Source organism: Geodermatophilus sp. SYSU D00867 (assembly GCF_054050315.1).
This window is the reverse complement of sequence record NZ_JBJGZC010000014.1, coordinates 87864-113537: the sequence shown is the minus strand read 5'-3', so window position 1 is coordinate 113537 and position 25674 is coordinate 87864. Positions and strand designations below refer to the sequence as shown.

The 25674-nt window shown below is 75.7% G+C and carries 29 protein-coding genes and 4 tRNA genes; 15 read left to right on the top strand and 18 right to left on the bottom strand.

Translation table 11 applies throughout. The features are described from left to right. From ACI8AK_RS14965 to ACI8AK_RS14955, 3 genes are all read right to left on the bottom strand, one after another. On the bottom strand, positions 1-561 hold the full coding sequence (locus ACI8AK_RS14965) for an RES family NAD+ phosphorylase (protein ID WP_456956883.1): 561 nt from the start codon (positions 559-561) through the stop codon (positions 1-3). Continuing rightward, a complete protein-coding gene (locus ACI8AK_RS14960; protein WP_456956882.1) occupies positions 561-1682 on the bottom strand; it encodes a hypothetical protein in 1122 nt (373 codons plus the stop codon). The genes ACI8AK_RS14965 and ACI8AK_RS14960 overlap by 1 nt, the downstream gene beginning before the upstream one ends. 434 nt (positions 1683-2116) lie before the next feature. Next, positions 2117-2189: transfer RNA gene (locus ACI8AK_RS14955), tRNA-Lys, on the bottom strand. A 461-nt stretch (positions 2190-2650) separates the two neighbouring features. On the opposite strand from ACI8AK_RS14955, the gene gvpJ reads away from it, so the two are divergent. Beyond that, positions 2651-3019, top strand: a complete 369-nt coding sequence (gene gvpJ / locus ACI8AK_RS14950) for a gas vesicle protein GvpJ (protein ID WP_387988280.1) — start codon at positions 2651-2653, stop codon at positions 3017-3019. 75 nt (positions 3020-3094) lie between these two features. Beyond that, positions 3095-3448 carry a phage holin family protein gene (locus ACI8AK_RS14945; protein WP_456956880.1) on the top strand — a complete coding sequence of 118 codons (354 nt, stop codon included), beginning with the start codon at positions 3095-3097 and terminating at the stop codon, positions 3446-3448. A 486-nt stretch (positions 3449-3934) separates the two neighbouring features. Here ACI8AK_RS14945 and ACI8AK_RS14940 read toward each other — a convergent pair whose 3' ends face one another. The 4 genes from ACI8AK_RS14940 to ACI8AK_RS14925 all read right to left on the bottom strand — a co-directional run bounded on the left by ACI8AK_RS14940 (position 3935) and on the right by ACI8AK_RS14925 (position 6442). After that, positions 3935-4066, bottom strand: a complete 132-nt coding sequence (locus ACI8AK_RS14940; RefSeq protein ID WP_387988278.1) for a hypothetical protein — start codon at positions 4064-4066, stop codon at positions 3935-3937. Positions 4067-4244: 178 nt separating this feature from the next. Next, positions 4245-5102, bottom strand: coding sequence for a hypothetical protein (locus tag ACI8AK_RS14935; protein WP_456956878.1), 858 nt, complete (start codon positions 5100-5102; stop codon positions 4245-4247). Positions 5103-5124: 22 nt separating this feature from the next. Further along, a complete protein-coding gene (locus ACI8AK_RS14930; protein WP_387988276.1) occupies positions 5125-6006 on the bottom strand; it encodes a Rieske 2Fe-2S domain-containing protein in 882 nt (293 codons plus the stop codon). A gap of 10 nt (positions 6007-6016) precedes the next feature. Further along, positions 6017-6442, bottom strand: a complete 426-nt coding sequence (locus tag ACI8AK_RS14925) for a VanZ family protein (RefSeq protein ID WP_456956876.1) — start codon at positions 6440-6442, stop codon at positions 6017-6019. Between the two features lie 183 nt (positions 6443-6625). Here ACI8AK_RS14925 and ACI8AK_RS14920 point away from each other — a divergent pair, with 183 nt between their 5' ends. The 4 genes from ACI8AK_RS14920 (at position 6626) to ACI8AK_RS14905 (ending at position 9787) form a co-directional block, all read left to right on the top strand. Beyond that, positions 6626-7105, top strand: coding sequence for a GtrA family protein (locus ACI8AK_RS14920; RefSeq protein WP_387988274.1), 480 nt, complete (start codon positions 6626-6628; stop codon positions 7103-7105). Between the two features lie 118 nt (positions 7106-7223). Then, positions 7224-7826: an NAD(P)H:quinone oxidoreductase gene (gene wrbA, locus ACI8AK_RS14915; RefSeq protein WP_387988273.1), complete on the top strand. Its 603-nt coding sequence runs from the start codon at positions 7224-7226 to the stop codon at positions 7824-7826. Between the two features lie 96 nt (positions 7827-7922). Continuing rightward, positions 7923-9440 carry a metallophosphoesterase family protein gene (locus ACI8AK_RS14910; RefSeq protein WP_456956874.1) on the top strand — a complete coding sequence of 506 codons (1518 nt, stop codon included), beginning with the start codon at positions 7923-7925 and terminating at the stop codon, positions 9438-9440. 23 nt (positions 9441-9463) lie between these two features. After that, positions 9464-9787 carry a hypothetical protein gene (locus ACI8AK_RS14905; protein ID WP_387988271.1) on the top strand — a complete coding sequence of 108 codons (324 nt, stop codon included), beginning with the start codon at positions 9464-9466 and terminating at the stop codon, positions 9785-9787. 4 nt (positions 9788-9791) lie between these two features. On the opposite strand, the gene ACI8AK_RS14900 is transcribed toward ACI8AK_RS14905, so the two are convergent. Next, on the bottom strand, positions 9792-10427 hold the full coding sequence (locus tag ACI8AK_RS14900; RefSeq protein WP_456956872.1) for an AMIN-like domain-containing (lipo)protein: 636 nt from the start codon (positions 10425-10427) through the stop codon (positions 9792-9794). Between the two features lie 115 nt (positions 10428-10542). Between ACI8AK_RS14900 and ACI8AK_RS14895 the strand changes: the two genes are divergently transcribed. From ACI8AK_RS14895 to ACI8AK_RS14880, 4 genes are all read left to right on the top strand, one after another. Next, positions 10543-10615 (top strand) — tRNA-Glu (locus tag ACI8AK_RS14895). A 24-nt stretch (positions 10616-10639) separates the two neighbouring features. Further along, positions 10640-10713 (top strand) — tRNA-Asp (locus ACI8AK_RS14890). Between the two features lie 26 nt (positions 10714-10739). Continuing rightward, positions 10740-10813, top strand: a tRNA-Phe gene (locus tag ACI8AK_RS14885). Between the two features lie 29 nt (positions 10814-10842). Next, positions 10843-11334, top strand: a complete 492-nt coding sequence (locus ACI8AK_RS14880) for a GNAT family N-acetyltransferase (RefSeq protein WP_387988269.1) — start codon at positions 10843-10845, stop codon at positions 11332-11334. Here the strand turns inward: ACI8AK_RS14880 and ACI8AK_RS14875 are convergent. Both ACI8AK_RS14875 and ACI8AK_RS14870 read right to left on the bottom strand, forming a co-directional pair. Continuing rightward, complete coding sequence (locus ACI8AK_RS14875; protein ID WP_456956870.1) at positions 11295-12251, bottom strand: hypothetical protein; 957 nt, start codon at positions 12249-12251, stop codon at positions 11295-11297. The two genes, ACI8AK_RS14880 and ACI8AK_RS14875, sit on opposite strands and share 40 nt — an antisense overlap. Positions 12252-12441: 190 nt before the next feature. Next, the gene (locus tag ACI8AK_RS14870; RefSeq protein ID WP_456956868.1) at positions 12442-13125 is read right to left on the bottom strand and encodes a phosphodiesterase; all 684 of its coding nucleotides are present in this window, start codon (positions 13123-13125) and stop codon (positions 12442-12444) included. A 132-nt stretch (positions 13126-13257) separates the two neighbouring features. Here ACI8AK_RS14870 and ACI8AK_RS14865 point away from each other — a divergent pair, with 132 nt between their 5' ends. Next, complete coding sequence (locus ACI8AK_RS14865; RefSeq protein ID WP_387988266.1) at positions 13258-13473, top strand: hypothetical protein; 216 nt, start codon at positions 13258-13260, stop codon at positions 13471-13473. Positions 13474-13536: 63 nt separating this feature from the next. On the opposite strand, the gene ACI8AK_RS14860 is transcribed toward ACI8AK_RS14865, so the two are convergent. The 6 genes from ACI8AK_RS14860 to ACI8AK_RS14835 all read right to left on the bottom strand — a co-directional run bounded on the left by ACI8AK_RS14860 (position 13537) and on the right by ACI8AK_RS14835 (position 19798). Further along, the gene (locus ACI8AK_RS14860; protein ID WP_456956866.1) at positions 13537-13857 is read right to left on the bottom strand and encodes an AMP-binding enzyme; all 321 of its coding nucleotides are present in this window, start codon (positions 13855-13857) and stop codon (positions 13537-13539) included. Continuing rightward, the gene (locus ACI8AK_RS14855) at positions 13854-15044 is read right to left on the bottom strand and encodes a class I adenylate-forming enzyme family protein (protein ID WP_456956864.1); all 1191 of its coding nucleotides are present in this window, start codon (positions 15042-15044) and stop codon (positions 13854-13856) included. Before ACI8AK_RS14855 ends, ACI8AK_RS14860 begins: the two co-directional genes overlap by 4 nt. A gap of 1 nt (position 15045) precedes the next feature. Then, positions 15046-16023, bottom strand: a complete 978-nt coding sequence (locus ACI8AK_RS14850) for a phosphotriesterase family protein (protein ID WP_387988410.1) — start codon at positions 16021-16023, stop codon at positions 15046-15048. Between the two features lie 93 nt (positions 16024-16116). Continuing rightward, entirely contained in the window at positions 16117-17637 is a 1521-nt protein-coding gene (mftG, locus tag ACI8AK_RS14845; protein WP_456903544.1) for a mycofactocin dehydrogenase MftG, read from the bottom strand. Beyond that, positions 17634-18935, bottom strand: coding sequence for a class I adenylate-forming enzyme family protein (locus tag ACI8AK_RS14840; RefSeq protein ID WP_456956862.1), 1302 nt, complete (start codon positions 18933-18935; stop codon positions 17634-17636). The genes mftG and ACI8AK_RS14840 overlap by 4 nt, the downstream gene beginning before the upstream one ends. Continuing rightward, positions 18932-19798 carry an MBL fold metallo-hydrolase gene (locus tag ACI8AK_RS14835; RefSeq protein ID WP_456903546.1) on the bottom strand — a complete coding sequence of 289 codons (867 nt, stop codon included), beginning with the start codon at positions 19796-19798 and terminating at the stop codon, positions 18932-18934. The genes ACI8AK_RS14840 and ACI8AK_RS14835 overlap by 4 nt, the downstream gene beginning before the upstream one ends. A gap of 59 nt (positions 19799-19857) precedes the next feature. Between ACI8AK_RS14835 and ACI8AK_RS14830 the strand changes: the two genes are divergently transcribed. Further along, a complete protein-coding gene (locus ACI8AK_RS14830) occupies positions 19858-20394 on the top strand; it encodes a hypothetical protein (RefSeq protein ID WP_387988261.1) in 537 nt (178 codons plus the stop codon). Positions 20395-20454: 60 nt separating this feature from the next. Here the strand turns inward: ACI8AK_RS14830 and ACI8AK_RS14825 are convergent, their stop codons facing one another. Continuing rightward, complete coding sequence (locus ACI8AK_RS14825) at positions 20455-21612, bottom strand: MFS transporter (RefSeq protein ID WP_456956860.1); 1158 nt, start codon at positions 21610-21612, stop codon at positions 20455-20457. Between the two features lie 93 nt (positions 21613-21705). Between ACI8AK_RS14825 and ACI8AK_RS14820 the strand changes: the two genes are divergently transcribed. Continuing rightward, on the top strand, positions 21706-22629 hold the full coding sequence (locus ACI8AK_RS14820; RefSeq protein WP_456956858.1) for a LysR family transcriptional regulator: 924 nt from the start codon (positions 21706-21708) through the stop codon (positions 22627-22629). Here ACI8AK_RS14820 and ACI8AK_RS14815 read toward each other — a convergent pair. Continuing rightward, on the bottom strand, positions 22616-23935 hold the full coding sequence (locus ACI8AK_RS14815; protein WP_456956856.1) for a M23 family metallopeptidase: 1320 nt from the start codon (positions 23933-23935) through the stop codon (positions 22616-22618). The two genes, ACI8AK_RS14820 and ACI8AK_RS14815, sit on opposite strands and share 14 nt — an antisense overlap. A 217-nt stretch (positions 23936-24152) precedes the next feature. Here ACI8AK_RS14815 and ACI8AK_RS14810 point away from each other — a divergent pair, with 217 nt between their 5' ends. Together ACI8AK_RS14810 and ACI8AK_RS14805 are read left to right on the top strand one after the other, a co-directional pair. Beyond that, on the top strand, positions 24153-25217 hold the full coding sequence (locus tag ACI8AK_RS14810) for a Glu/Leu/Phe/Val family dehydrogenase (RefSeq protein WP_456956854.1): 1065 nt from the start codon (positions 24153-24155) through the stop codon (positions 25215-25217). A 188-nt stretch (positions 25218-25405) separates the two neighbouring features. Further along, positions 25406-25627 carry a DUF3073 domain-containing protein gene (locus tag ACI8AK_RS14805; protein ID WP_456951644.1) on the top strand — a complete coding sequence of 74 codons (222 nt, stop codon included), beginning with the start codon at positions 25406-25408 and terminating at the stop codon, positions 25625-25627. Positions 25628-25674 lie beyond the last annotated feature (47 nt).

Here is a 25674-nt window from a genome sequence, read left to right as displayed (position 1 = left end):
TTACACGATCTCCTTTAGAAGGGTGGTCGCCGCGTCAACCACTGCCGGGTGCCGCATCGTCAACGGCTGGACCTCCACACACTCCGGCATGTGCCCCCACAGGCCGATGATGCGCCAATGTGGTCGGTGAAACGACCACCATCGGACGCCCGCCCAAGTCTGGACACCGCGCCCGTCCGTTTCCTCCCAAGTTCGAAGCGCCCACGCCTGCGTGACCCCTCGGTTCCGATCAATGACCTGTGTCGGCCGCAACCCGCGTTCGAGCAAGTTTCGAGCGTCGTCAAGCTCGAGCAAGCGGACATCGTCCTGAATTCGGAATGTTCCTAGGGCCCGACGCGATCCTGCCAAGGCGGGGAACGTGAACATCTCGTCCCGCCAGCGACTCAAGTCACCGAACGTTTCACCGACCGCTCCGGACGCATCCGCAGCGAGATACCAAACGTTGTAGCGGTGCGGGTTGTCGAGCCGACCCTGACCTTGAGGCAAATGCAAATATGATGGATGCCCGGGCTCACCGGGGCCCGCCTGATTCAGAAAAGGGAACACTCGATAGCAAAGCATTAAGAGAAGGCGCCAGCTTCACTCGCCTCTATGGCCCGGATGACTTCTTGAACGTCTCCATCCCTCAGCGCATCCATGGGCCTCGCTCCCGACAGGTACGCATTAGGCGACTTCAGCCAGTCCTCCGCTACACCTGGCGCCCATACCCTATGCAAGGCGAGCATGACCCTCTTGTACTGCGACGGACTGATTGCCGACTCCGACTGCCCTGACCCGCGGTCGACCGAGCCACCTCCACTCTTTCTTGCAGTCTCTTCGATGCCCGAGGCCAGGACCGTGATGCGCACCTCCTCGTCCAATGCATCATCGATCACGGCGCCGAATATGATCGTCGCGTCATCGTGCGCAATATCCGAGACCAGGGAAGCCGCTTCGTTTATCTCAGTCAAACCGATACTGCTTGGCCCCTCGATGCAGAGGAGGAGTTGACGCGCGCCCGCCATCGTGTGCTCGAAGTTTGGGGCGGCCAAGGCCATCTCGGTTGCACGCAGGGCTCTATTTAAACCTTTAGCGTGCCCTTCTGCCACCAGCGATCTGCCACCTGCCGAGAGCGCAGCCTTCACGTCATCGAAGTCAAGGTTAATCAAGCCTGGCGTAAGGACAAGATTCGTGATCGCCTGCACCGCTGTCAAAACGGCTTGCTCGCTTGGGCTGTAGACGTCCATCACCGTCAGGTCAGCACGCATGGAGCTGCCTGAGTCCTGTGGTGAGACGATCATCAGAGTATTGACGCGTTCACTGAAATCAGCGAAGTCGGCGTCAACTAGATCTCCCGACGTCGCCACGGAGCCGAGCGACTGACTGACGACGCCGACCGTAAGCACCCCGAGGGAGGCTGTAATATCGGCCACAACGATGGCGCCTTTGAGTCCCAGCTCGCTGTCGCCGATCGATATGAAGACTAGAGCAGCGTCCTCAAGCTCTTGACCGATCCGAGAGGCCTGCCCGGCAACCGCTTGACGGATAGCCTCCGCCGCTTCTCTGGCCTCCCTGCCCGACCTAGCGGCATCGCGGCCTGCGCTACTACTTGCACCAGCCTTGACAAGCAGCCTTTCGGAACTGCCGAAGGGTTCGACGCCATAGGATGCGAATTGGACGCCAGTCAGTCCGTAGTCGCGCATGCGATTGACAGCGTCGGCTCCAGCTTCGCCGACTCCCACCACCTTGATGGTGCGTGGAGGCCTACCAGGCGCCACAATCAACTCCCGTCCTGGATCGAGATACGGCAGCCTACGCCAGAGCACTTCTCACAAGGGATCCATACGAGTCTCTGGAGCCCAGTCCCTGCATGCGCAGCACCACGCCGCACAGGGCGCCGGCCGCCTGTAAGCCGCTCAGGTGCAGGACCCGCGTGCAAGCCTAGGCAACCGCCACCAACCCGTTGATCGCGCCTGGCATGCAACACAGCCGGGCTGGGCGCAAGACTCGAGGTAGCAGCACAGGGCCCGACCACAGCTTGCGGCCCAAAGCGGGGGGTTACCGAGGGATGCTCCCGTGGATGCCTGACACCTAGGCAAGCCGCCTTTGCGAACACGCTGGCCCGGGGACTGTTGCGTGGGCCCCGTGGGGATCGAACCCACAACCCGCGGATTAAAAGTCCGCTGCTCTGCCAGTTGAGCTAGAGGCCCGGCGCCGCCGAGTCTCCCAGACGGAGCGGGCGGTCACCGGCCCCTGGAGGTCAGCGTCGGCTCCGCAGGCCTTCCAGGAAGCCCTTCCACAGCTGGCTGCCGAAGGACTGCTTCCGGCCCGTGTCCGCCGTCGCCTGCGGCTTCGACGCCCTGTGCGGCGCCCGCCGCGTCGAGCTCAGACGTCGCTGGGGTGGCTGGGCCCGGCGTCGGGTTCCCTGCGGCATGGCGGCACCCTCTTCCGTCCGCTGCCGGCCCGCGCGGGGCCGCGGGCGGGTGCGGCACCCGCATGGTGCCCCGGCCGGGAGCGCCGGGGCCGGCCGCCGGCGGCCCGCCCCAACGGTCCGCGATCCCGTGACCGAGCGCGACCGTCCGACGACGCTCGGCGCGACCGGGGCGACATCCTCTGCGGACCGGCGGGCGGCGGTCCATCGTGGGAGGCAACCGCAGACCTGGGGGAGCTCATGACCGTGTCGACCGTCAACCGCGCGCCCCGGCCCAGCGGCCTGGCCGACGTCCTCGACGTGGTGCTGGACAAGGGCATCGTGCTCGACGCGTACGCGCGCGTGGCGCTGCTGGGCATCGAGCTGGTGACCGTCGACGCGCGGGTCGTCATCGCCAGCGTGGACACCTACCTGCGGTTCGCGGAGGCGGTGAACCGGCTCGACCTGTACCCCGGCAGCGAGCCCAGGGGCCTGCCCGGGCTCTTCGAGGACACCCTCGAGGGCGGCGCCAAGATGGTCGTGAAGAAGAAGTTGAGCGGTCCCGCGGAGAAGATCGAGAACTTCGTCGAGAAGATCACCGGCCGCGGGAACGAGGAGCGCGAGCGGTAGGACGCTCCCGCCCCACGGCGGCCCGGCCGGGCCGACAATGCAGGCACCGCGACCGTCGGGACCGGGGAGGGTGCCATGACGTCGCAGATCCCGGGACTTCCCGGCCGTGACGTGCTGCAGCCGCTGACCGAGGAGATCGGCGCGGCGGTGCACCGCGAGGTCGAGCGGGTGCGGGACGAGGTCACGCGCCCGTACCGCGACTCGCGGGAGGGGGTGCGCCTGCTCGGCGGCTCGGCCGTGCTCGGCTCGATGGCGGCCGGCGGCGCGACGGCGCTGCTGATCCGGCTGCTGGACCGCCGGCTGCCGCCGACGGTGTCGGCGGCACTGGTCACCGCGGCGCTCGGCGCGGGCGCCTCCGCCCTGGCGCGCGCCGGCCGCGCGCGGATGCCCTGGGCGTTTCCGGGCGCTGCCCCTCGCCCCGGGACCTGACCGGGGACGCGGCGCGACCGGCGGGTCCGGCCGGCGCGCCGCGTCGTCACGGCTCAGGCGTCGGCGCGCGCGGCCCGTGCCGGGGCCCTGCGCTCGTCCTCCTCACCTCTCCGGACGGCGGGGATCTCGCGCAGGCCGGGACGGCGCCGCTGGTCGGGTTGGGCTCGTCGGGGAGTCTGGTCCTGCATCGGTGCCCTCCGATCTCGTCGGCGCACGTCCGTGCACGCCTGGGGTTCCGAGGGCGCCGATCCTGTGGCTGCCGCCCGGACCACCCGTCCCGGACACGCCGGTCCCGCCCGGCCCCACGGCGCTGCGCAGCGGGGCGCTGTCCCCCGGTGCACGCCCCGTCACCGGCCGGCGGTCACCACCCGGCGCGCCGCTCCACGAGGACTCCGTCGGCCTCCTCCACCGCCGCGACGGCGGCCCGGAGTCGGGCCCGGTCCGCCTCCGCAGCGGCCGCCAGTACCCCCAGGACCTCGGCGTCGGTCACAGCACGTCGAGCACCAGCAGCACGACCAGGGTCAGCACCGCCGACACGAGCAGGGATCCCAGGCAGCCCAGGCGGTTGGAGAAGAAGAGGAACACCCGGTCGAGGTGCCCACCGTGCGCCGTCGGCAACCGTGCGTCACCACGGGAGCGCCACCCGGTCGGGGGCGTGCACCCGATCGGGGGATCGTGGCACCGGGGGCCACTACCTACGGTCATCCCAGCGCGCCGGTCACGACCGCGCGCGACCGCTCCGGCCCGGCCGTCCCGTTCCCCCCGGGACAGCCGGGCCGGTCCCTTCTCCGGCCCGTCAGCAGGCGGTGGCGACCAGCCCGGAGAGGACGTCCCGCTGCGCCTGGTCCAGCGGCAGGTCCGCCGGCACCTCGTCGTCGTCCCCCACCTGCAGCCCCAGCAGGAACAGGTGGGGCTGCTTGACCTCCGCCAGCGCGTGCGGGTCGCAGCGCGCCATCGTGAACTCGACCGGGACCTCCAGCGTCGGGTCCCCCGCCCCCAGGGTCCGCGGCAGGTCGTCCGCGGCGACGTCGTAGAGCACGTTGCCCTCCAGCCGGGTCACGGTCACCGGGCGGTCGTCGTCGCCGGACCGGGTCAGCACGAGCGACCCGGTGACGGCGTCGCCGTCCGACGAGAGCCCCGTGACGGCCACCCCCGCGACGGCGAGGACGGCGCGGACGGCACAGCGCTCCTCGTGGATGCGGCCGAGCGTCTCGGCGGCCAGCGGCACGCGCAGGGTCTCGGTGCGCCCGTCGGGCCGGACGACGGTCAGCCGCGCCGCGGCGGGCTCGGCGGCCCGGTCGCACACCACCTCGCCGTAGGGCGTGGGCAGGTCGATGGTGCGGCCGGGCGCGTAGGCGGCGGTGAGCGCCCGGTCCGGCAGCGGCGCGAAGCCGGGCGAGTCGATGGCGACGGCGGTGACGGTGAACGGCTCGGTGCCGGTGTCGGTGACCCGCACCTGCACCTGGCCGCCGACCGCCGCGTCGGTGCGCAGCTCCACCGCCTCGGCCTCGATCCCGGGCACCGGCGGCACGGCCGGACCGCGAGCGGGCGCGGACGACGGCGACACCGGCAGGGCCGGCTCGGCGGCCGACGGCCCGGCGGAGCCGCACGCGGCGCACAGCAGCACGACGAGCCCCGCCGCCGTCCGCCGCACGCGGCGAGCGTAGGGCGGCGGGCTACTGGTGGCGGGAGGGCAGCCGCGCCATCACCCGGCCGGCCTCCATCCGCACCTCGAGCTTCTCCTGGGGGTTCGCCGCCGGCCCGCGCCGCGGCTCCCCGTTCTCCAGGTCGAACGCCGAGTCGTGCCACGGGCAGACCAGGCAGGTGTGCCCGCGCACCTCCTCGACGGTGCCCTCGTACAGCGGCCCGGCCAGGTGCGAGCAGGCGCCCACGAAGACGTCGACCCGCGCGCCCCGGCGGACGGCGGCCAGCGGCGCGGCGACCCCGCTGCCGCCCGCGGTGCGCAGCGCGGGCCGGCCCTCCGGCAGGTCGTCGAGCGGGCCGAGGTCGATCCAGTCGGAGGTCAGCGCGCGGGCCGCCGTCGCCGCGTGCGAGGCGCCCGAGGACTGGGCGTAGGACATGTGCCCGCCGATCGCCGCGGACCCGGTGGCGATGCCCAGCCCGGCGTAGGCGAGCACCCGGCCGAGCGTTCCGCGGCCCCTGGCCCGGGCGACCAGGGAACCCACGTAGAGGCTCAGCGCGGCCACGTTGGAGACCGCGTGCAGCGCGCCCAGCCGGCGGACGCCGACCTCCTGCTCCGACCAGTCGGCCGCACCGGACATCGCCGCGGGCACCGAGACCACGACCCCGGTGGCGATCAGGACGGTGGCCGCCGGCCGCAGCGGCGGGACGGCGTCGAGCAGGCCGGCCGAGGTCCAGCTCCCGACGGGGACCTGCACGAGCACGGGGTGCAGCGGGTGGCCGAGCCAGGTGCCGTGCAGCGCGTCCTTGAGCACTCCCGGCCGCAGGACCGCCTGGACCGCCTTGCGGGCCGACTCGATGGTCCGGTCGAAGGTGCTCACGTCGGCGAGGCGGTCGAGGATCCCCATCAGGCTCATGCGCGGGTCCCTACCCCCGCCGGGCCACCCTGACGCCACCGGCCAGGGGGCTGACCAGCACGGTCACGAGGAGTCCCGCGGCGACCGCACCGGTCGCGTTGAGCAGCGCGTCCAGCGGCGAGACGACGCGGCCGAGCGGCAGCAGCCACTGCAGCACCTCGATCGCCGCGCCCGTCGCGACGGCCGCGCCCGCGAGGACGGCCGGCCGGCGCAGGACCGGGAAGCGGAGGACGGCCACCGCGGCGACCGGCGTCAGCAGCAGCAGGTTGCCCAGCAGCTGCCGCACGGTGGCGGGCGAGTCCAGGCCGGCGAGGTACCAGTGCGCCTCGACGGCGGGCGAGCCCCAGGCCCAGCTCGCGTCGCCGGTGGGCAGCAGCGTGAGCGCGGCGACGACGGTCAGCGCCACGGCGAGGGCGGCGGACAGCAGCGACCTCATGGCCCCGACCGTGACGCAGGTCCCTGGCAGGCCCCTGGGAGCGAGCTGCGATGACCCGGAGTGAGGGGACGCACACCCGACACAGCGACCCGCGCGGAGCAACTCGCTCGCCCCCAGGTAAGTGTCAGGAGGATCCTGGACAGTGATCCCCGACGACGCCGTGAGCAGCCAGGAGGTGCGCCCGTGACCTGCCCGTCGCTGCTGCACCGCCCCGCGGTCGTCGACGTCGTCGCCGACCTGGCCGCGAGCCTGAACACCCTGGTGCGCTCCGACCGGGCGCTGGGCCAGTTCGCGCGGTTCGTGATGGTCGGCGGGTTCTCCAGCGCCGTCTACGCGCTGCTGTTCTGGCTGCTGCGCGACCTGGGCGGCGTGCAGGCGAACGTCGTCGGCTCGGCGCTGTCGTCGATGCTCGCCAACGAGATGCACCGGCGGCTGACCTTCCGCGCCGGTGAGCGGGTCGGCTGGTTCGCCGCGCAGTGGGAGGGCGGCGCGCTGGCGATCGCCGGCATGGTGGCCACCAGCCTGGCGCTGAGCTGGTTCAACGCCACGGTCCCCGAGCCCCCCGTCGTCGCGGAGCTGGCGGTCATCGCCCTGGTCACCGCGACCATCGGGACGCTGCGCTTCCTCGCCCTGCGCTGGGTCTTCCGCCCGCAGCCCGCCTGATCCCCCGGCCCGGTCGCCCGCCGCGTGTTTGGCGCGTGCGTGTCGCGAGCACACAGCCCGGTAGTGGTTGAACACGCAACCACGAGACCGCGTACGCGACACGAGAGCCGAGGGAACCGTGGCGAAGATCGCCGTCATCTACTACTCGTCCACCGGGAACGTGCACCAGCTGGCCGCCGCCCTGGCCGAGGGTGCCGAGGAGGCCGGCGCCGAGGTGCGCCTGCGCCGGGTCCCGGAACTGGCCCCCGAGGAGGCCATCGACAGCAACCCGCTGTGGCGGGCGCACGTCGACGCCACCGCGAGCGAGGTCCAGGAGGCCACGCCGGCCGACCTGGAGTGGGCCGACGGCTACGCGCTGGGCAGCCCCACCCGCTTCGGCACGCCCGCCTCGCAGATGAAGCAGTTCATCGACCAGCTCGGCGGCCTGTGGTTCACCGGCAAGCTCGCCGACAAGGGCGCCACCGCGTTCACCAGCGCGCAGAACGTCCACGGCGGCAACGAGTCGACGATCCTCACGTTCTTCAACGTCTTCTCGCACTTCGGCGCGGTCATCGTGCCGCCCGGCTACACCGACCCGCTGCTGTTCGAGGCCGGCGGCAACCCCTACGGCGTCTCGAACGCCTCGGGCGGCAAGTCGGCCACCGCCTCCGACGCCGAGATCGCCGCGGCCCGCTACCAGGGCCGCCGGCTGGCCGAGGTGACCGCGAAGTTGGTGGCCTGACCTGCACGGACACGCCGCGACGGCCGGCCGGGACCCCTCCCGGCCGGCCGTCGCCGTCCCCGGCAGGGGTGCCCGCCCGGAACTAACCTCGGCGGGATGAGCGGGCCGACGACGCGGGTGCCCGGGCGCTGGAGGCGTCCGGCGCGGGTCGCCGGGCGCTGGGCGGTCCGGCTCGCCGTCGCGGCTGCCGGCGCGCTGCTCGGCATCCTGCTGCTCGGCCGCGTCGAGGCGCCCATCGGCCCGTTCGACGCCGGCCTCGCCCTGACCCCCACCGGCGGTGGCGCGACCGTGGAGGTGCCCCCGCTCGGGACGCTGGAGGTCGACGCCTACGACGGCCCGCTCGGGCTCGACGTCCAGCTGCGCCGTGTCGACGAGACGCGCATCCAGGCGCTGGTGAGCGACCCGGCCCGGCTCGACGGCGTGGTCGACCAGGTGAGCGCCGACCTGCAGGACGCCGTCGTCCGGCTGGCCTGGACGACGGCCGCCGCCGGGGTGGGCGGCGCCGCCGTCGCCTCCCTGCTCCTCTACCGCCGCTGGCGCGAGCCGCTGGTGGCCGCGGGCGTCTCGGTGGTCCTGCTCGCGGGCACCGCCGGACTGGGTGCGGCGACCTGGCGGCCCGAGGCGCTGTCCCAGCCCACCTACACCGGCCTGCTGGTCAACGCGACCAGCCTGATCGGCAGCGCCGAGGACATCGTCGCCCGGTTCAGCGCCTACCGGGAGTCGCTCGAGGAGCTGGTCACCAACGTCGGCACGCTGTACTCCGCGCTGTCGGCCCTGCCGGCGCCGGGCGGGCCCACCGACACCGTGGCCCTGCTGCACGTCTCGGACGTCCACCTCAACCCGGCGGGCTTCGACCTGGTGGCGCAGGTGGCCGACCAGTTCGACGTCGACGCCGTCCTCGACACCGGCGACATCACCGACTGGGGCAGCGAGCCGGAGAACCGGCTGATCGGCTCCATCGGCGCGCTCGGCGTCCCCTACGTGTACGTCCGCGGCAACCACGACTCCGCGACCACCGCCGCGCTGGTCGCCTCCCAGCCCAACGCCACCGTCCTCGACGACTCCGCGACGGAGGTCGCCGGCCTGACCGTGGTCGGCGCCCGGGACCCCCGGTTCACCCCCGACAAGGACGCCACCGGCGACGGCGAGACGCTGGAGCAGACCGGCGAGGACCTCGCGGAGGTCGCCGAGGAGCAGGCGGAGACGCCGGCGATCGCGATGGTGCACGACCCGGAGCAGGCCGGGCCGCTGGACGGCGTCGTCCCGCTGGTCCTGGCCGGGCACACCCACGAGCGGGAGGTCGAGACCCTCGACGGCGGGACGCTGCTCATGGTGCAGGGGTCGACCGGCGGTGCCGGCCTGCGCGGCCTGCAGGGCGAGTACCCCGAGCCGCTGACCTGCTCGGTCCTCTACCTCGACCCGGACACCGGGGCGCTGGTCGCCTACGACGACATCACCCTCGGCGGCCTGGGCGAGACCGAGGCGACGATCGTGCGCACCGTCGTCCCGGAGCGGACCGCCGACGACGTCCCCGCCGACGTCCCCGCCGACGTGCCCGCCGACGGCACGCAGGACGGCACCGGCGGCGGGACGCCGTCCTCCCCGACGGACTGAGCCGCCCGTCCTACGCTCGCGCCATGGCTCCGACTCCCCGCCTGGCCGCCGGCGTCCTCGCCGGGGCCCTGGCCCTGGTCCCCGTCGCCGGCTGCTCGTTCACCTCGAACGGTTTCTCCTGCTCCGGGTCGACCTGCACGATCACGCTGGACGGGGAGGGCAGCGAGGTCGAGGTCCTCGGGACGACGGTGACGCTCGGGAGCGTGCAGGACGGGCGGGCGTCGATCAGCGTCGCCGGGGCCAGCGTGTCCTGCGGGGAGGGCGAGTCCGTGAACGCCGGGAGCCTGTCCCTGGAGTGCACCAGCGTCTCCGGCGACTCGGTGGAGCTCACCGCCAGCCTCGGCTGAGGCCTCAGCCGGCGTCGGCGACCTCGACCACCACCCGGGTCGGGTCCTCGAGCCCGTAGACCCGGAACGGCGCCTGCGAGCGGGTGCCGACGAAGGCGACCGTCGTCCCCTCGAAGGTCGCGTCGAAGACCACCTCGGTGACCGTGGCGGTGCCCTGGCCCGGCAGCGGGTCGGGGCCCGCGTACTCCTCGACGCCGGTGTCGTAGGGGTAGCCGGCGCCGGTGATCGTCACCTGCAGGACCGCCTCGCCGGCCACGTCGACCTCCTCGCCGCTGCCCTGCGAGCTCGCCACGTCGACGTAGCGGACGTCCCAGCCCGGCGTCCCCGTGCCGCCGGCCTCGAACACCACGCGGTCGAAGCCGTCGTGGCGGCCGGTGCGCACGTCGCGCACGGTCACCGACGCGTCGGCGGAGGCCTCGGCGGTGTCGGGCCGCGTGTCGGCGGGGGGCGACGGCGCGGCGGTACCGGTGTCCCCGCCGGTGTCGCCCCCGGTCGGCGAGGCCGACCCGCCGTCCGACGACGTCGTGGCGGACGACGGAGCGGTCGAGGGCGCGGCCGCCGCCGGCCGCTCCTCCGCGCCGCAGCCGGTCAGCAGGAGCGCCGCGGTGAGCAGGGCGGGGGTGAGGGCGCGGCGGGACACCCGCGGATCGTGACAGCCGGCCGGCCCCGGACGGGCCCGCCACGCCTGGCCGAGGGGTGGTGTCGGGGGCCCTCCGGGGGCCGTGTATCGTTCTCCCTGCCCCCGGCGAACACGAGCCCCCATCGTCTAGCGGTCCAGGACGCCGCCCTTTCAAGGCGGTAGCACGGGTTCGAACCCCGTTGGGGGCACGGCACCACCAGCAGTACCAGCAAGGCCCTGTAGCGCAGTTGGTTAGCGCGCCGCCCTGTCACGGCGGAGGTCGCGGGTTCGAGTCCCGTCAGGGTCGCTTCCCCGGTGCAGCGTCACCGGGAGGGGCAGGTAGCTCAGTCGGTACGAGCGCTCGCCTGAAAAGCGAGAGGTCGGCGGTTCGACCCCGCCCCTGCCCACACACTCCTCCTCTCCCCCCGGGAGCCCGGTGGTCGTCGAGTCGCGCGACCCGGCCCGGGACGCCGGCCTCGCCGCCCGCCTGCTCGAGGTCCAGCACGCCGCCTACGCCGTCGAGGCGCGGCTCATCGGCGACGACCGGATCCCCGCCCTGCACGAGGACCTGACCGGCCTGCGGGCCGCGGGCCTGTCCTGGCTGGTCGCCTTCGACGGCGCGACCGTCCTCGGTGCCCTCGGCTGGCGGGACACCGGCGACGGCGTCGACGTCGACCGGCTCGTCGTCGACCCCGCGCACGCGCGCCGCGGCACCGGGCTGGCCCTGGTCGCCGCCGTGCTGGAGCGGGCCGGGCGGCGCCCGGTCACCGTCTCCACCGGCCGCGACAACACCCCGGCCCGCCGGCTCTACGCCCGGGCCGGGTTCGCCGAGGTGGCCGAGCACGAGGTGCTGCCCGGCCTGTGGGTGGTCGACCTGCTCCGCCCGGCTCAGACGCCGACGACGCGGTCGGCCACCACCTGGTCGTAGACCTGCTCGTGGACGGCCTGCACCGCGGCGCGCTGCTCCGCCCGCCAGGCGCGGTCGGCCGGGCGCGGCATCGGCCGGGCCAGCGCCGCGCCGACCGCCACGCCGAGCGACACCGGGTCGAAGCCGCACCCCTCGTCGTCGCCGTAGCCGACGACGTCGGACCACTGCTCGGCGAACCACCCGCAGCGGGGCGCCACCACCCGCGTGCCGACGTCGCGGCACACCTCCAGGTCCCGCGAGTGCGTGCCGCAGCGCTGCGGCAGCACCGCCACGTGCAGCTCCTGCAGCTGCGCGGCCCACCGCGCCGGGTCCCGGGCGACCACCTCGAGCCCCTCGGCGCGGGCCAGGTCCGGGTCGAGGGCGAGTGACCGCCCGGGCTCGAGGAACACCCGCAGCCGCCCGCCGCCGGAGACCGCGCCCGACAGAGCGGCCCGCACCATCGCGACCGGGTCGGTGACCGCGGCCCCCGGGATGCCGAGCGCCAGCCCGACCAGGCCGCGCTCGGCGCCGGTGTCCGGGTCGGCCGCGGCGACCGAGGGGTGGGCGACGACGATCGCCGTCCGCCCGAAGCGCTCGGCGATCTCGTCGGCGGCCCCGGGGGTCAGCGTGAAGACGACCTCCGCGGTGGCCAGCAGCGCGGCGAGGTGGGCGTCGTGCCGGGCGGGCCGGGCAGGGTCGCGCAGCTGGTGCACGGTGACGACCAGCGGCACCCCGGTGCGGCGCAGCGCCTCGGTCCAGCTGACCACCTCGTCCTCGTGCAGGTGCCCGCGGCCGGTGTGCAGGTGCACGACGTCGACCAGGCCGGCGTGCGCGGTGAGGTACGCCGGGTCCAGCCACGGGCTCGGGTCGTGGGCGGGCCCCACCCGCACCGCGGAGGCGGGCAGCACGGCGTCGACGTAGGGATCGGCGTGCGGCACCGTCGCGACGCGGGTCCGCGCGGACGTCGGTAGTGCGTGCATCACTCGGGCGGCCACTCCTCCTGCGGTCGAGCACTGCGACGGCAGGGGCGGTGCTCCTCGATGAACTCCGGGGAGTTCCGATACCCCAGGATGGTGCCGCACAACCGTGTGGAGGCTCACCGAGTGGCCTGCGCCACCCGATAGGGGTTCAGCCGGCGCCGCTGCGGCCCTCCCGCGCGGCGGCGTAGGCCGGCGCCCGCAACCGGGCCATCGGGCCGTCGGCGACCAGGCCCGGTGGCGGGTTGCGGACGGCGTCGAAGCGCAGGTCGGGGTCGAGGCCCTCGACCGGGTCCCCGAGGGTCAGCCGGCCGAACGGCACCCACTCCCCCGCCCCGCGGGCGACCACCAGGCGGAACGTGGTCCCGGGGGCCGCGGCGGCGACCGGCGCCGGGTCCGACGGCAGCTCCTCCGGCCGGTCCGGGACCGCCGCCAGCCGGAGCGTCCCGGCGGCCGAGCGGTATCCCATGATCGACGAGTAGGTGGTCGCGGCGTCGACCCGGGGCACCGGCAGGAGCCGCGTCCAGCGGCCGGAGCCGGTGCTCGACAGCAGCAGGTCCACGGGCCGGCCGCCGTCGGGCAGCCGGACCGCGAGGCCCAGGACGTCGGGCAGCGGGGCGGGCAGGCCCGCCCCGCGGGACAGCCGCACGACGGCGTCCTCGCGCGCCGGTCCCTCCAGCCACGGGACGCCCCAGGAGCCGGGGACGCCGGTCCGCTCGAGCACGGCCGCGACGACGGCGCCGCGGGGGTGCATCGGCTTGCCGCGGCGCCGGCGCGCCAGGGCGCCCAGCGGCACCGCGGCCAGTCGTCCGGCCAGCCTCGCGAGGTCGAGCACGCCGCTGCCCTACCCGCGCTCCCGGGCCGTGCACGTGTCGCTCGTCAACCGGCAGGACCTGCCGGTGACCGGGCGGGATGTCCGTCGTTCCTTGCCTGTGACACGGAGCAGTCCGCCGCATACGGTCAGTCAGTGCTCACGACGCTCCTGGTCACCGGCGGGGTCCTCGCCGGACTGCTCCTGCTGCTCGCCCTGATCGTCGCCCTGAGCTCCCGGCCCGCTCCCCGCACCGCTCCGCGGCCCGGCGAGCGCTCCGCCGGGTGGGTGGCCGACGCCGGCCGCCCGCACCCCGACGCCTGGTCGCCGCTGACCACGACCACGACGTCGGAGATCCGCCCGGTCCGCTGACCGGGCCCCAGGTCCGGCGTCCCGGCGGCTGCGGACGGCGCGCCGCCGGGACGACCCGCCGGCTCAGCGCCGCACCGGCGCCCACTCCGACTCGGCGCGCAGCACCGGCTTGAGCACCTTGCCGCCGGGGTTGCGGGGCAGCACCGCCGACCGCACGGACACGAACTGCGGCACCTTGAAGTCGGCCAGGTGGGCACGGGCGTGCGCCAGGAACGCCTCGAGGTCGAGCTCGGTGCCGGGCACCGGCACGACGACGGCGCCGACCTTCTCCCCCATCACCGGGTCGGGCACCCCGACGACGGCGACCTCGAAGACCCCCGGCGCGGCCGCCAGCGCGTTCTCCACCTCGACGCAGTACACGTTCTCGCCGCCGCGGTTGATCATGTCCTTGGCGCGGTCGACGACGTAGGTGAACCCGTCGTCGTCGATGCGCGCCAGGTCCCCGGAGTGCAGCCAGCCGTCGGTGAACGCCTGCGCGGTCGCCTCCGGCTTGTTCCAGTAGCCCTGGACGACGTTGGCGCCGCGGATGAGCAGCTCCCCGACACCGGTCTCCGGGTCGGGGTCGGCCACCTGCAGGTCGACCCCGGGGCGGGGAAGCCCACCGAGTCGGCGTGCGTGCCGGCGTACTCGTGCGGCAGGAACGTCGAGATCGACGACGTCTCCGACAACCCGAACCCGTTCCCCACCCGCGCCGCCGGGAACGCCTCCTTGATCCGCGCCACCAGCTCCGGCGCGATCGGCGCCCCGCCGTAGGTGGCGAACCGGACGCCGCTCACGTCGGTGTCGGCGAAGGCGGGCTGGTTGACCGCCAGCCAGAACACCGCGGGCACCGACGTGACGACCGCGATCCGCTCCTCGGGGATGACCCGCAGGAACCGGCCGACCTCGAACGCCGGCATGACCACCGCCGCCGCGCCGCCCTCCAGCGCCGGCAGCAGCTGGCTGTTGCAGCCGGTGACGTGGAACAGCGGCACGCTGATCAGGTTCCGCAGCGTCGGGTCGTGCCGGCCCAGCCCGACCACCCGGCGCGCGTTCTCCGTGTTGGTCAGGAAGTTCTCGTGGCTGGTCATCGCGCCCTTGGGGAAGCCGGTCGTCCCCGAGGTGTAGAAGATCGCCGCGAGGTCGGACCGGGTCAGCCCCTCCTCCACGTACGGCGCGCCGTCGGGCAGCGGCTCCCCCGGCGCCAGCACCACCCGCGCGCCGCTGTCGTCGACGACGTACTGCGCCTCGGGCTCGGTGAACCGGGTGTTCACCGGTACGGCCACCCCACCGGCCATCAGCGTGCCGAGGAAGCCCAGCACCCAGTCGGCGCCGTTGCCCAGCCGGATCGCCACCCGGTCGCCGCGGCCGACGCCGGCCTCGCGCAGCCCGCCGGCGACCCGCGCCGCGCCGTCCCACAGCTGCCGGAAGGTCAGCCGGGGGCCGTCGACCTCCACGACCGCCTCGCCGTCCGGGTCGCGCTCGACCGAGGCCCGCAGCATCGCGACGACGGACCCCGGCAGGTCGGTGTAGTGCTTGACGCCGGCCGCGTCGCGCTCGACCCCTGCCTCGTCGAAGGGGTGCAGCGCCATCTCAGTAGGTCCCGGTGTTCTCGAAGTACCGGCGCGGGACGTCCACCAGCATCGTGGTGATCTGCTCCTCGGTGACGCCGCGCTCGCGCACGTAGGGGAGGACGTCGTCGTGGATGTGCGTGTAGTGCCACTGCGGCAGGAGGTCCATGACGCCGGGGGCCAGCCAGTCGATGTAGCAGGAGGCGTCCTGCGAGAGCACCATCCGGTCGGCGTAGCCGCGGCGGCACATCTCGACCAGCGTGTCGGCGCGGGCCTCGAAGGTCGTGTCCAGGTTGATGCCGAACCGGTCCATGCCGAGGACGAAGCCCGCGTCAGCGAGCTCGGACAGGTGGTCGACGTCGGTGGTGTCCCCGCTGTGCCCGAGCACGACGCGGCCGGGGTCGACGCCCTCGTCGTCGAGCACCTTCTGGACGTCGAGCCCGGTGTGGCTGCCCGGGTGGGTGTGCACGGTGATCGGGGCGCCGGTGGCGCGGTGGGCCTTGGCGACGGCACGCATGACCCGCTCCACGCCCGGGGTCAGGCCCTGGTGGTCGATGGCGCACTTGAGGAACGCCGCCCGGACGCCGGTACCGGCGATGCCGTCGGTGATGTCGCCGACGAACATGTCGACCATCGGGTCGGGAACCTCGGCGCCGACGGCCTCGTTGAGCGCCGGGCCGCGGTAGTGGAAGAAGAACGGGACGTCGTCGTAGGTGTAGCAGCCGGTCGCGACGACGATGTTGAGGTCGACCTGCTCGGCGATCCGCTGGATGCGCGGGATGTAGCGGCCGAGGCCGATGACGGTGGGGTCGACGATGGTGCGCACGCCGGTCGCGGCCAGCCTCGTCAGCTTCTGCACCGCGTCGGCGACCCGGTCGTCCTCGCTGCCCCACTCGCCGGGGTAGTTCTGCTGGACGTCGGCGTTGAGCACGAACACGTGCTCGTGCATGAGGGTCGGGCCGAGTTCGGCGGTGTCGACGGGGCCGCGAACGGTCTGCACCTGGGGCAACGGGTCCTCCTCTGGGCCGGTGCCCGGACGACGCCGTCCGGGCACCGGCACGCTAGCGGGGACGTGACCTGCGTCGCACTGGGGTCAGCCGCCGGTCACCAGTTCCGCGGCCCGCTCGCCGACCATCACCGCGGTCGCCGCCGGCCCCCGCGAGGGCGCCTCGGGCAGCACCGACGTGTCGGCGACCCGCAGCCCGTCGACGCCGCGCACCCGCAGGTGCTGGTCGACGACGGCGCCCGGGTCGCCGTCCGGGCCCATCCGGGCGCTGCCGGCGAGGTGCACCGCCGTGGTCAGGTGCGCGCGGACCCAGCCGTCGAGGGCGGCGTCGTCGGCGAGGACGCCGGCCGGCGGGCCGGGGCGGGCGGCGACCAGCGGGGCCAGCGCGCGGGTGCGCAGCAGGCCGTCGGCCAGGCGCACCGCCTCGCGCAGCCGCCGCCGGTCGGTCGCGGTCGCCAGGTACCGGTGCTCGATCCGCGGCGGCGCCGCGGGGTCCGCCGACGCCAGCGACAGCCGGCCCCGGCTCTCCTCGCGGTACAGCCCGGCGGCCAGCGCGAGCGTGCGGTCGTCCCCGCCCCCGCCGGGGACCACCCGCCCCCAGGGCCGCAGCCACGGCAGCACCTCCAGGTCGCCGGGCACGGGCGAGTCCGAGGAGGTGGCGTTCAGCGACCCGTGCAGCGGCAGCGGCCAGTCGCCCTCGGGCAGCCCGGCCACGGGCACCCAGGGCAGGTGGACCAGGGGGTGGTCGGTCAGCCCGGCGCCCACCCCGGGCAGGTCGGCGACGACGTCGAGGCCGTGCGCGCGCAGGTGGTCGGCCGGGCCGACGCCGGACAGCAGCAGCAGGTGCGGCGAGCCGACGGCGCCCGCGGCCAGCACCACCTCGGCGGCGTGCACCGGGCCGGCGTCGGTGTCCACGCCCACCGCGCGGCCGCGCCCGACCAGCACCCGCCGTACCCGCACCCCGCCGCGCACCGTCAGTCGCGGCGACCCGCGCCGCGGGGACAGGTAGGCCATCGCCGCGTTGACCCGCAGGCCGCCGTCGACGGTGAACGGCACCGGTCCGTAGCCGGGCGGGCCGCCGGCGTTCTTGTCCGGCTCCTCCGGGACGCCGAGCTCCGCGGCCGCCGCGGCCAGCGCCTCCGTCAGCGGCGAGCCGCCGACGGGCCGGGTGACCGGCAGCGGGCCGCCGCGGCCGTGCCCCGGCCGGTCGCCGTACTGGCGGTCGTCCTCGAGCCGGCGCCAGGCCGGCAGCGTGGCGTCGAGGCTCCACAGGTCGTTGCCCGCGGCGGCCCAGCCGGCGTGGTCGGCGGGGGTGGCGCGGACGAAGTAGCCGCCGTTGACGGCGCTGGACCCGCCCACCACGCGCCCGCGCGGCAGCGGGGCGGTGGTGCCCGGGGTCAGCTCGGTGGTGAACGACCAGTTCGCGGGGTGCCCGGGCACGGTGGCGCGCAGCGTGGCGGCGTCGCGCAGGTCGGGCGGGAAGTCGGCGGGCCGGGGGTGGTCGGCGCCGGCCTCGAGCAGCAGGACGCGGCGGCCGGCGTCGGCGAGGCGGGCGGCCAGCGCGCAGCCGGACGATCCGGCGCCCACCACGACGACGTCCCAGCTCACAGGCCGAGGACCCCCGGCAGGTCCAGCCGCCGGACCTTGCCGGTGGAGGTGCGCGGCAGCTCCCCCACCGGGTGCAGGCTCTTGGGCCGCTTGGCCGGGGACAGCCGCTCCCGTGCCCAGGCGCCGAGGGCGGCGGGGTCCGCGGTGCCCACGTAGGCGGCGACCACCCGCTGCCCCCACTCCTCGTCGGGGACGCCGACGACCGCGCTCTCCACCACGTCCGGGTGCGCGTCGAGGACCGCCTCGACCTCGGCCGGGTAGACGTTCACGCCGCCGGAGACGACCAGGTCCTCGCGGCGGCCGTCGAGCCAGACGGTGCCGTCGGCGTCGACCCGGCCGAGGTCGCCGACCGTGACCCGGTCGCCGCGCCAGGCCGCCGCGGTCTTCTCCGGCGCGCGCCAGTACTCGAACCGCGCCCACCGCGGCACGGCGCACCACAGCTGGCCGCGCGCGTCGGTCTCCAGCCGCCGGCCCGGCCGCGCGCGGCCGACGCTGCCGGGGTGCGCCAGCCAGTCGTCGGCGGAGCAGACGGTGAACTGGGCCTCGGTGGAGCCGTAGAACTCCCAGACGCTGCCCGCCGGCAGCGCGTCGAGCACCGCCCGCTTGAGCGGCTCGGGGCAGGGTGCGCCGGCGTGCGCGAGCACGCGGAGGGAGGACCAGTCGACGTCGTCGCGGGCGAGCAGCCGGCGCAGGTGGGTGGGGACGCAGAACGTCGTCGTGGGGGCGAGCGTGCTGACCGCCCCGGCCGCCCGGGCGGCGTCGAACGGGCCGGGCAGCAGCACCTCGCCGCCGGCCAGCAGCGTGTGGACGGCGAACCGCAGCGGCGCCGAGTGGTGCAGCGGGGAGAGCACCAGGTGCCGGTCGGCGGCGGTGAAGCCCCAGAGGTCGATCTCCTCGGCGGCCAGCGCGCGGGCGTCGCCGTCGTCGAGGACGCCGGACCACACGCCCTTGCGGCGCCCGGTGGTGCCCGACGTGTAGTGCATCGGCCGGGCCAGCGGCACGTCGGCGAGGTCCGCCTCGTCGTCGCCGGTGAGCAGCCGCTCGGGCGCCGGACCGGCGTCGAGGGCCGCGTCGGCGTCGTCGGCGAGGGCGGCCCGCTCGGCGGCGGGCAGCGCCGGGTCGAGCACCACGGGCACGATCCCGGTGCGCAGCGCCCCGAGGACGACGGCCAGCAGCGCCGGGGAGGACGCCGCCGAGACCAGCAGCCGGTCGCCGCGCCGCAGCCCCGCCGCCCGCAGCGCCGCCGCGGCCCGCCGCTGGTCCCGCTCGCTGTCGGCGGCCCGGACGACGGCGGTCACGGCAGTCGCACCCCGTCGCCGTCCACCACGACGTGCCCCTCGGCGGCGAGCTTGGCCAGCGTGGCGCGGGTCGACTGCGCGGCCGCCGGCCACAGCGCCCGGGGCACCTCGGCGTAGACGTCGGCCACCACCGCGTCGACGGTGCCCGCCCCGCGGACCAGCGCGGCCAGCAGCTGCGACTCCCGGAACGCGCGGTGGGCGAGGTAGAAGTCGAGCACGGCGCCCGGGTCCTCGGTGAGCTCCGGTCCGTGCCCGCAGTACAGCGCGCTCGGCCCGAGGTCGTGCACCCGCCGCAGCGACTCCAGGTAGGCGACGACGTCACCCTCCGGGTGCGTGACCACCGACGTCCCCCGGCCGAGGACGTGGTCGCCGACCAGCACCGCCCCGGACTCCAGCCGGAAGGCCAGGTGGTCGGGGGTGTGCCCGGGCGTCGGGACGACGTCCAGCGCGGTGCCCGCCAGACGCAGCCGCTCCCCCGGCTCGAGCAGCCGGCCGCCGGGCCCCGCGACGGCGGCGTCGGCCGCGGCGACCGGCGCGCCGAACCGGGCCCCCCACGGCTGCGCGGCCTCGGCGTGGTCGCCGTGGTGGTGGGTGACCAGCACGGCGACGCAGCGCGCGTCGCGGGCGGCCAGCGCCTCCTCCACCGCGGCGAGGTGGGCGGGGTCGTCGGGACCGGGGTCGACCACGACGGCCTGCCCGCTGCCCGGCGCGCCGACGAGGTAGGTGTTGGTGCCGTCGAGGGTCATGCCCGACGGGTTGGGGGCCAGCACGCGGGTGACCAGGGGCTCGAGGTCCGCCGTCCGCGGCAGCCCGCCGGGGGCGGGGAGGTCCCAGGTGACGCGTGGGTCGACGGGGGCGCGCACGACCGCACGGTAGTCCGCGCCCGCACGCGGACCGCCCGACCGGCCGTTAGCCTCCGAGCATGCGATCGATCGCGCACCTGTCCCGCTCCGCCGTCGTGGCGGCGGCCGCGGCCGTCCTGCTCACCGCCTGCGGCGACGGGGGCGACGGGTCGGGCAGCGGGGAGGCCGCCGAGTCCACCGCCGCGAGCACCTCGAGCTCCGCCGAGTCCAGTGGCGACCCCAGCGGCTCGTCCTCCGCGGGCAGCGACGACCCCGCCGTCGCGGCGTTCTGCGAGCAGGCCGCGCAGTACGAGGAGCTCGGCAACCAGCTCTCGGCCGCGACGACCGAGCAGCTGCCGGGCCTGCTGCAGCAGGCGGCCGCCGCGTTCGACTCCGTGCAGCCGCCGGCCGAGATCGCGAGCGACTGGCAGGTCGTGGGCGACGCCGTGCAGGCCTTCTCCGACACCGCCAACTCCGTCGACCTCAGCACCCCCGACGGCCAGGCCCAGCTGCAGACCGCCGCCCAGCAGTTCGTGACCGTCGCCCAGGGCCCGGAGGCGACCAACGTCACCGAGTTCGGCGAGCAGAACTGCGGCGCCGCCGCTCCCACCTCCTAGCCGGCACGACGACGGCCCGCTCCCCGCTCGGGGGGCGGGCCGTCGTCGTGTCCGGCCCGGTCAGCGGCGGGCGGGGACGGTCCCGGCGAGCACCGCGGCGGCCAGGCCCGCGAGCACGACGAGGACCAGCGCGGCGGACAGCCCGACCCCCTCGGCGAGCACGCCGACGGCGGGCGGCCCGGTGGCCGAGCCCAGGTAGCCGACGGTGGTGACCGTGGCGATGGCGGCCGGTGCCGGGATCCCGGCGCCGCCGCGGTGCGGCGCGTCCGGCGCGGCACCGAGCACGACCGGCGCCAGCGGGGCCACCGCCAGCCCGACGAGCGCCCAGCCGGCCAGCGCCCAGCCCGCGGTGGGCGCCAGCGCCGCCAGCCCCGCCCCGGCCGCGACGGCCAGCCCGCAGCCCCGGACGACGGCGGCGCGGCGGCACCGCAGGAGCAGCCGGTCGCCGGGGAGCCGGCCCACGACCAGCGCAGCGGTGACGGCGAGCAGGCCCGCGGCGGCCAGCCCCGGCCCGGCGCCGTGGTCGGCCCGCAGGTGGACGGCGACCCACTGGGTGGCCGAGGCGTCGACGAGGAACGCGCACGAGGCCACCGCGCCCAGGCCGAGCAGGCCCCGGCGGGACCCGGCCGATCGCGGGCGCGCGGGCGCCGGGAGCTCGCGCAGCAGCAGCCGCGTCGCGGGACCGCCGGCGACGAGACCGGCCGCGGTCGCCGCGCCCAGGTGCACGCCGAGCGGGACGTCCGCGGCGGCGGCCGCCGTCGCCCCCAGCGCGCCGGCCAGCAGCCCGACCCCCTGGGCGGCGTGCAGGCCGGAGAGCACCGGGCGCCGGCACCGCCGCTCCAGCGCCACGCCCTGGGCGTTGAGCGCGACGTCGACGACGCTGTTGGCAGCGGCCCAGCCGGCCAGCGCGGCCGCCAGCCACGGCAGGGACGGCGCCGCCGCCGCGACCGACAGCAGCGGCGCGTAGCCGGCCAGGCCCAGCGCCGCCCCGGCGCGGCTGCCCCGGCGGGTGACCAGCGCGCTGCCCAGCGGCAGGCCGAGCAGCGCCCCGCCCTCGACGGCGAGGACCGCGACCGCCAGGCCACCCGGGCTCAGCCCCAGCCGCTCCTGCACCGCGGGGACCCGCCCGGCCCAGCTGGCGGCGAGCAGCCCGGTCAGGAGGAAGAGGACGCGGGTCGCCGCCACGGCCCGGCCCGCGGTGGGCTGCTCGACGGTCACCCCCGGGACATCGGCCGCCGGGGCCGTGACCATCCATCAGGATCGGCTGGGACGGTCCTGACGTCCGGTCATGGCAGGGGCAGACTGCGGGCCGTGCTGGACACGACGAGGCTCGTGACGCTGCACGCCGTCCTCACGCACGGCTCGTTCACCGCGGCGGCGGCCGCGCTGCACCTCACCCAGCCGGCGGTCTCCCGCCAGGTGAGCCTGCTGGAGCGGCAGCTCGGCACGCTGCTGGTGCACCGCACGCAGCAGGGCGTGCGGCCCACCGAGGCCGGCCGCCTGCTGGTCGCCCACGCGGAGACGCTGCTCGCGGGCCTGGAACGGGCCGAGCGCGAGGTGCGCGACCTCGCCGGCCTCACCCGCGGCACCGTGCGGCTGGGCTCCTTCCTCTCCGCCCTGGTGCACCTGTCCGCCGAGCTGGCCGCGGCGCTCGGCGAGCGCCATCCCGGCCTCGTCGTCGTCGACGAGCTGGTCGACCGGGCCGCGGCCCTGGCCCGGCTGCGCCGGGGTGGACTCGACCTCGCGCTCGTCTGCGAGCCCGACCTGGAGCCCGCCCCGCCTGCCGACGACGTCGAGCTGCACGCCCTGTTCGACGACCCGCTGCGCGTCGCGCTGCCGGCCGGTCACCGCCTGGCCGGCGCCGCCGCGGTGCGGGTGCGCGACCTGGCCGCGGACACCTGGATCCGCCCGCACGACGGCTCGGCCGCCCGCCGGCTGGACGCGGTGCTCACCCGCGCCGGGGTGACGCCGCCGCTGCTGCTGGCCGGCCACGGCGACGAGCCGGTGGAGACCCAGGCGCTGGTGGCGGCCGGCCGCGGCGTCGCGCTGACCCACGACCTCACCGTGGTCGTCGGCGGGCACGACCTCGTCCTGCGCCCGCTGGCCGACGAGCCGGGCTCCCGCCGGGTGCAGGCGGCGGTGCTGCCGGGACCGCGCCCGCCGGCGACCGCCGCCGCGCTGGCCGCGCTGCAGCGGATCGGCGCGGCCCGCCGCGCCCGGCTCAGCAGCCGCTGATCGACACCCCGCGGGCGCGCAGCCACGGCACCGGGTCGACCTGGCCGCCGTGGAGGGCGCCCGAGGGGTGGACCTCGAAGTGCAGGTGCGGGCCGGTGGACTGGCCGCGGTTGCCGACCTCGGCGATCGGCTCGCCCGCGACGACGCGCTCGCCGGTGCCGACGTACTCGGCGTTGACGTGGCCGTAGACGGTGACCGCGCCGTCGTCGCCGCGGATGTAGATCGCCAGGCCGAAGCCGGTCGCCGGGCCGTGCCGGACGACGACGCCCGAGGTGGCCGCGTAGATCGGCGTCCCGATCGGGGCGGCGATGTCCACGCCGCCGTGCAGGACGCCCCAGCGGGCGCCGAAGCAGCTCGACGTCCGGCCCGAGGTCGGCTTCACGTAGCCGGACCCGCTGACCTCGGAGGCGGCGGCCGTGCGGGTCCCCGACGACGCCGCGGCGCGGGCGGCGGCGGCCGCGGCGGCGGCCTCCTCGGCGGCCCGGGCGGCGGCCGCGGCCGCGGCCGCCTCCTCCTCGGCCTTCTGCCGCTGCCACTCCTGGTAGGCGTCGCGGGCGCCCTGCAGCTCCAGCAGGTGGATCTGCGCCGCCTGCAGCTGCTGGTCCAGCGTCGCCTTGTTCGCCTCGGCCGCGGCGACGGCCGTCTGCTGCGCGGCCACCTGCGCGTCGGCCGCGGCCTTGGCGTCGGCGGCCTGCTGCTCGGCCGCCGCGGCCGCGTCCCGGGTGGCCCGCGCGGCGGACTCGGCGTTGGCCTGCCGGACCCGCGCGACCTCGAACTCCTCGAGCACGTCGACCTGGGTGTCGGCGACGTAGTCCAGCAGCGCGGCCCGCTGGACCAGCTCGCCGGGGCCGGCGGAGTCCAGCAGCGCCGCCGCGGTGGCCAGGGTGGGGTCGTTGACGTAGCTGTCGCGGGCGAAGCCGGCGATGCGGTCGATCGCGGCGTCGACGGCGTCGGTCGCGGCCTGCAGGTCGGCGGCGGCCTGGTCGGCGGCCGCCTGGGCCTGGAGCAGGGCCTCCTCGGCGGCGAGGTAGGCGGTGCCGGCCGCCTCGGCCTGCACACCGAGCCGCTCGAGCTCGCTCTCGGCGGCGGCCACCTCGGCGGCGAGCCGGCCCACCTCGGCGGCGGCCGCCTCCTGGGCCGCCTGGGCGCCGGCGATCTCGCCGTCGCTCGGGTTCACCGGCGGTGGCGGGACGGCCAGGGCGGGCCCGGCGGTGCCGAGCAGGACCGCACAGGAGAGCAGGCCGACCAGGGCGGCGCGGACGCCGCCACGGCGGCCGCGGGTCCGGGCGGGACGGCACTGCGGCATCGGGCGCTCCCTGGGGAAGAGGGGTGGTGCAGGTGCGGCGTCAGCGTCGTCCGGCGGACACGCGCCACAGTGGCAACACGCGGCACGGAAGTCACACCGTGACCGCACGACACAGTCATCGACATCCGTCACGTCACTTGTCGACACCCCGGGCGGCGGACTGGAGACCCCTCGGGGGTGACGGACGGCACGTCCGCACGTTCTAGGCTCGACGGTCGTGGACGTCTTCGGCTCCGGCGCTGAACAGGTGGTCTTCTGCTCCGACCCGGCCTCGGGCCTGCGGGCGGTGATCGCCGTCCACTCGACGGTGCTGGGCCCCGCGCTGGGCGGCACCCGCTTCCACCCCTACGCCACCGAGGACGAGGCGGTCGCCGACGCGCTGCGCCTGGCCCGGGCGATGACCTACAAGAACAGCCTGGCCGGCCTCGACCTCGGCGGCGGCAAGGCCGTGGTCATCGGCGACCCGCGCACCGACAAGACCGAGGCGCTGCTGCGCGCCTACGGCCGGTTCGTCGAGGCCCTCGGCGGCCGGTACCTCACCGCCTGCGACGTCGGCACGACCAACGCCGACCTCGACCTCGTCGGCCGCGAGACCCGCTTCGCCCACGGCCGCTCCGAGGTGTACGGCGGGTGCGGGGACTCCTCGGTGCTCACCGCCTTCGGCGTCTTCCAGGGCATGCGCGCCGCCGCCCAGCACCGCTGGGGCGAGCCGACGCTGTCCGGGCGCACCGTCGCCGTCGCCGGCGTCGGCAAGGTGGGCGGCTGGCTGGTCGACCGGCTCGTGGCCGACGGCGCCGACGTCCTCGTCACCGACGTCGACCCCGCCGCGGTGCAGCGGGTCCTCACCCGGCACCCCGGCGTCGAGGCGGTCGCCGACACCGCGACCCTGGTGCGCTGCCCGGCCGACGTCTACGCGCCCTGCGCCCTCGGCGGCGCGCTCGACGACGCGACGGTCGCCGCCCTGCAGGCCGAGGTGGTCTGCGGCGGCGCGAACAACCAGCTCGCCCACGAGGGCATCCCGGACCGGCTGACCGCGCGCGGGATCCTCTACGCCCCCGACTACCTCGTGAACGCCGGCGGGGTCATCCAGGTCGAGGACGAGCGGCACGGCTTCTCCTTCGCCCGCGCGGAGGCCAAGGCGGCCGGCATCTTCGACGTCGCGCTGCGGGTGTTCGAGACGGCCGCGGCCGAGGGCGTCTCCCCCGCGGTCGCCGCCGACCGGCTGGCCGAGCAGCGGATCGCCTCCGTCGGGCGGCTGGCGACCATCCGGCTGCCCCGCTGACCTGGGCCGTCGGCAGGGGCGTGGCGCGGACCACCGCCCCTGTCGGGGGACCGCGGGGGAGGACCCGTGCCCGCGCCTCGCTCGTGTCGTAGGCTGGGTCAAGACACAGTCACTCAGTCGGGGTCGCCACGCGGGCCGTCCAGCCCGTGAGCTGGACTCCCGTTCTCCGTCACGAGGGGGTCGAGCCGATGGGGCGCGGCCGAGCGAAGGCCAAGCAGACACGCGTGGCCCGTGAGCTCAAGTACAGCTCACCCAACACCGACCTCTCCGCGCTGCAGCGCGAGCTGGCCGGTTCTCCGTCTCCGTACACCGCGTCGCGTGCCGACAAGGACGACGACGAGGACGACGACGAGTACACCGACCGGTGGGCGGACGACGACTCCGAGGACGACTGGGCAGCCAGTCGCTGAGGGTCGGCCCCGCGCCGGTCTGATCGACACGACACACCGCCGTCCCT